A 4,813-nucleotide genomic window follows, 5' to 3' on the forward strand; every position below is an offset into this window, starting at 1 on the left:
CCCTCGGGCAACCGAGGCCCGCCTGACCTGGGCGAAAGTCGTCCCGCCGACTTCGGGCGTAAAACGATAGGACGGGCCCGCTGCACCCGCAGCCGCACCCCGGCCGAGGCAACCTCAATTTCAACGCTTCGTCGGAGGGGCCAATGGGTCCGGTAACAGACGCACATAAAATCGAATACAGCCGCAACGTGCAGTTGGCTGTGCAGCAGAAGAAATCCCGCTTCGAGCAGGGTTTCACCTATCACGGCGACTGGAAGGGCCGTGAAATGATCTTCGAAGAGTTGATCGGGCCTACCAGCGCGATCATCGACGGCAACCGCGGCGGTGACACCCCGAATATCGATGCCAACATCGAGCCGGTCGGCGTCGTTCCGCGTCAGATCGAATGGGGCAAGCTGATCGAGAAGGAAGACGCCATCAAGGCGTTGACCGACTATCAGTCGCCGTTTGTGCAGAATGGCGCGGCCGCAATTGTTCGCGGTCGCGATCAGATCTTCGCCAACGCCATTTTTGCCAATCGACTGATCGGCCAGGACGGCGCGACCTCGCAGGCTTGGGACAGCACCAACAAGGTTGTGGCTCAGACCGTCGGATCGGCTGATGGCAACACCGACACCGGCATGAACCTGCGTAAGGTTCAGCGCGGCAAGCGGTTGCTGCGTGCGCAGTACGTCGATCTCGACATGGAAGATCTCTGGGGCGTTCTCAACGCGCAGGAAATGGAGGAGCTCTACAACGATCTCCTCACCATCAACACCGACACGGCAAAGATGGCTTTCGTGGATCATGACCTGCGGCTTGTTCACAATGTCGCCGGCGTGAACTTCGTGCAGTTCGAGGGCAAGGCGGATTACGACAGCACCCACTATGCTTCGGCGATGTGGTGTAAGTCGGGTATGCATTACGGCGATTTCTCGCCCCTGCACACCAGTGCCGAGCCCAACCCTGCGAAAAAGTATCGGCTGCATCCGTACATCGAGAACTGGTTCGGTGCATCGCGGTCGGAAGACGCCAAGGTCATCAAGCTCATCAACAAGAAATAACCGGACGGCGGCCGCGAGGCCGCCGCTCGCTCCTCCGCGCTATCCCGACACGTCGCGCATGTCGATTTCTTCAACGTAGGAGGCGCTCATGAGCGTCGTTACCAAATACGGCACCGGCTACAAGGATCCGACGGCCGTCAAGACGATCGAGGCGATCTTCGCCGAGGCGACTGAGAAATCCATCAATTCGCAGCTCTCCGTTGCCAACGGTGACAGTGCGACGTCGACCTATTACGTCGGCAAGGTGCCCTCGAGCGCGCTGATCTCGCCGCGTTCGCAGGTCTTCGGTCCGGCTGTCGCAAGCCTCACCGATTTTAGCCTCGGCTTTGCCGGTGCGCCAAAGGCGCTGATGTCATCCGTCGACATTCACGTTGGCGGTGCGTTTCCGGCGGCGTCGGCTGTCAGCGTCGCAAATTACACCAAGCGGGCCTGGCAGCTCGCCGGTCTGTCGTCGGATCCCGGCGGCACGCTCGACATCTTCGCCACGCTTGGTGCGGATGCGGCCGGCGCTGCGACGATCCACGCGGAAATCCTGTTCAAGAAGTAAGCGGGAGGCCTTGGCCATGCCCGCAGCTCCGGGAACACCGGAATACGCGGCCAATCTGGCGCTCGGGCACCTCGGGGTGCCCGAGCTTGCCTCGTTGGATGACCAGACGACACGCGCGCGAAATGTGCGCCGCTTCTTTGCTTCGACGCGCGATGCGCTGCTGCGTCGCAAGGACTGGAATTTTGCCTCGAGCTGGTTCACGCCGACCCGAGACACCGTGGATAGCTTGGGCCACTTTAAGGGCCGCTATCCGATGCCGTCCGATTGCATCGCCGTCCGCGAACTCAAGGGGTGTGAGAATAGCGCCTGGGCGCTTGAGAGCGGTCAGGTAACGGTCGCAGGTGCTGGTGTCACCGCCACGGTACTGGTGACGAACCAGATCTCGCCGATCGTGCGTTACACGCGCCGCATCGAGAATGTCGCTCTGTGGGATGCGCTGTTCGTCGAGGCTTTCGGATACTTTCATGCGGCGGATCTCGCGACGGCGCTAGGCAAGTCGAAATCGATGGCAGCGGAGATGCGCGGTATCGGCGAGGACAAGGTGCCGCTGGCCGCAAAGGTAGACAGTAAGGAACAATCCAAGGCGCATCGTCGGCCGCCGACGTCGTGGGAGCTCGCGCGACATCGCCCCTCGCGCTATCGGCGGTGAGCCATGGGGGTCGCAGCCCGCATTGATCGTGTGACATTTGCCGCCGGCGAGCTTGGGGAAAACCTGATCGCTCGTTCGGACATGGCAGTCTACCAGATCGCCGTCGAGCAGATGGAAAATTTCGTGCCGATGAAGGAAGGAGGCGCGATGCGTGCGCCCGGCACGCGCATGGTCCTCGAGCTCAAGAATGAAGCCCAGCTTGGGCGGCTGCTGCCGTTCCGCTATTCGCCGACCGACTATTACATGCTCGTCATCAACGGCGGTGTCTCGCGTCTGGTCCGCGAGGGTGGCTTCGTTCAGAACGAGGACACCACGCCGTTTGAATTTGCGGTGCCGTGGGCCGAGGCGGATCTTGCCAGCCTGCGCGCCGCACGCAGCGGCAATACGCTCTACGTCGTTTCGGCGGGAAAGAAGCCGCAGGAGTTGACGCGATCCGGCGTCCTCACCTGGGCGTGCGCCGACTACATGCCGAACAATGGTCCGGTCGATACCCAGAACGTCGATGCTGGAAAGACCGTCAAGGCCAGCGCGGCCACGGGCACAGGGATCACGCTGACCGGCACCGGCGGCATTTTTGATGCATCGCAGATTGGCGGCGTGTTCCGTATCGACGATCGTGATCTGTCGGCGACGCCGGAGTGGTCGGCGATCGAGACGGCTATTCCGCAGAATGCGCAGCGGCGCTGGAACGGAAATGTCTATCGTGCGACGCTCACCACCGCGGACGCGGGACCGAACGCGCCGGTTCATACCGAAGGAAGCGTCTCGGCCGGCCAGAAGGACAATACCACGCCTTATCAGACGTGGGAGTTTCTGCACCCCGGCTACGGCTTTACGCGGATCACCGCCGTTGCCAATGCAAACAGCGCGACGGCCGATGTGCTTTCGCGGCTGCCGGACACGGTCGTGAGCGCTGCAACGCTACGCTGGTATCCTCCTGCGTGGACCGATGTGAAGGGCTGGCCGAACGTGATCGCGTTCCGGACGCCGCGGTTGATGTTTGCGCGCGGGCCGCAGCTTTGGGCATCGGCCAACGATGATCCGCACAATCACGATCTGGGGCGAGTTCTCGATACTGACGCCATCGCCGACCTGATCCGTGCCCCGGATGACAGCCTGGTTGATATTCAGTGGATGCTCCCGGCTGGCGTCATGATCCTCGGAACATCAGATCTCGAGTGGATGTTCCGAATGCCGGATTTCTACGCGAGCTTGACACCGAAAGCAGGCGCTTTCGATTGCGGCAGCGACGGCAGCGCCTCGGCCGAAGCGGTGAAGGTCGATGGTGGCGTCATGTGGGTCGGCAAGACCAGCAAGCGTATCCATTATGCGGCGGCGATCGACGCGCAGGCCCAGAATTTCGAGGGCGATGAAATCAGTGTGCGTGCCGCGCATATCTTCGCGCCCGGCATCGCCAAGATGGCCTGGCAGAAGGATCCGAACCGCGTGATGTGGATCGCGCTGAAGGATGGCACGCTCGCCTCGCTCACCTTCATGCCGAAACAGCAGGTCTGCGCCTTTGCGCGCCATCCGCGAACGAACTTCTTTGTTGAGGACATTGCCGTCATTCCCGGCGTCGGCAGTGGCGTGGATGAGGTCTATCTGATCGTCCGCCGGACCATCAACGGCCAGACCCGGCGCTTTGTCGAGCAGCTCGCCAATTTCTTCACACCGATCGACCCGGCCAATCCCACGGCCGATGGCGCGTGGTTTCTGGATTGCGCTCTCAACCTTGTCAGCGACACGCCTGTTTCACAGGTCACGCAGCTCGCGCATCTTGAGGGTCAGACGGTCGGTGTGTTTGCCGACGGCGCGATGCAGAAACGGAAGGTCGTCACCGGCGGCACCATCGATCTCGATCGCGATAGCAAGAACGTGCTCGTCGGCCTGCCGATCCGCGGCTATGTCCGCGACCTACCGCGCAATTTCAACCTGCAGGGCGGCGCGACCACGGGCGCGGAAAAGACCGTGCATGATGCGATCGTGCGACTGAAACACGCCGGCGGCGGCATGCTGCGCGTGTTCAACCCGGAAGAAGACAATCCCGATCTGTGGGAAGCCCTGATCGTCACCGGCGCCGATGATTACGACAGCGCGCCGCCGCTCGTGACCGATCAAATCCGCGCCCAGGTCGAGGGCGATCTGTCGATGGAAGCGCAGCTCGAATTCGTCTGCGACGACGCGATGCCATGCACGCTTCTTGCGATGTCTCCGAAAATTGACGTCTGGGAGGATGGCTGATGTTTCCGCTTCTGGCCTTCGGCGGCGGTGTGGTCAACGCGATCGGCAAGCTGATGTCGGGCGCTTCATCGAGCGCGATCGACAAGCTGCAATCGCAGGTCTACGGCACCAATGCAGAGGTTTCAAAGACGAATGCCGAGATCCTTGGCACGCAGGCCGACACCGCCGAGCTCGGCATCGGTTTTGCCTGGGCCAAGGAGCGCACGCAGGAAGCCCGGATCGAGGATGCCGGCCGGCAGACGCTCGCCTCGCAGCGCTCCTTCTTTGCCGGCAACAATCTGTCCTCGAGCTATGGCTCGCCGCTGCTGATCCAAGCGCTCACGGCAGGCAAGG

At 62.0% G+C, this 4,813-nt stretch carries 5 protein-coding genes; all 5 read left to right on the forward strand.

Translation table 11 applies throughout. The features are described from left to right. The first annotated feature begins 143 nt into the window (after positions 1-143). Positions 144-1,043: a phage capsid protein gene (locus HMPREF9697_RS19965; protein ID WP_002719082.1), complete on the forward strand. Its 900-nt coding sequence runs from the start codon at positions 144-146 to the stop codon at positions 1,041-1,043. Positions 1,044-1,131: 88 nt separating this feature from the next. Further along, the gene (locus HMPREF9697_RS19970; RefSeq protein WP_002719083.1) at positions 1,132-1,590 is read left to right on the forward strand and encodes a hypothetical protein; all 459 of its coding nucleotides are present in this window, start codon (positions 1,132-1,134) and stop codon (positions 1,588-1,590) included. A gap of 16 nt (positions 1,591-1,606) precedes the next feature. Next, complete coding sequence (locus tag HMPREF9697_RS19975; protein WP_002719084.1) at positions 1,607-2,239, forward strand: phage connector family protein; 633 nt, start codon at positions 1,607-1,609, stop codon at positions 2,237-2,239. Positions 2,240-2,242: 3 nt separating this feature from the next. Beyond that, positions 2,243-4,480, forward strand: coding sequence for a phage tail protein (locus HMPREF9697_RS19980; RefSeq protein WP_002719085.1), 2,238 nt, complete (start codon positions 2,243-2,245; stop codon positions 4,478-4,480). Further along, positions 4,480-4,813, forward strand: a 334-nt coding sequence (locus tag HMPREF9697_RS19985) for a hypothetical protein (protein ID WP_002719086.1), incomplete at its 3' end; no start/stop codon positions are given. The genes HMPREF9697_RS19980 and HMPREF9697_RS19985, both read left to right, overlap by 1 nt.

The sequence above is a fragment of the Afipia felis ATCC 53690 genome, assembly GCF_000314735.2.
Lineage (GTDB): Bacteria > Pseudomonadota > Alphaproteobacteria > Rhizobiales > Xanthobacteraceae > Afipia > Afipia felis.

Coding starts and splice junctions, on each gene's coding strand:
- HMPREF9697_RS19965 (WP_002719082.1), top strand. CDS start 144: ATGGGTCCGGTAACAGACGCACATAAAATCGAATACAGCCGCAACGTG.
- HMPREF9697_RS19970 (WP_002719083.1), top strand. CDS start 1,132: ATGAGCGTCGTTACCAAATACGGCACCGGCTACAAGGATCCGACGGCC.
- HMPREF9697_RS19975 (WP_002719084.1), top strand. CDS start 1,607: ATGCCCGCAGCTCCGGGAACACCGGAATACGCGGCCAATCTGGCGCTC.
- HMPREF9697_RS19980 (WP_002719085.1), top strand. CDS start 2,243: ATGGGGGTCGCAGCCCGCATTGATCGTGTGACATTTGCCGCCGGCGAG.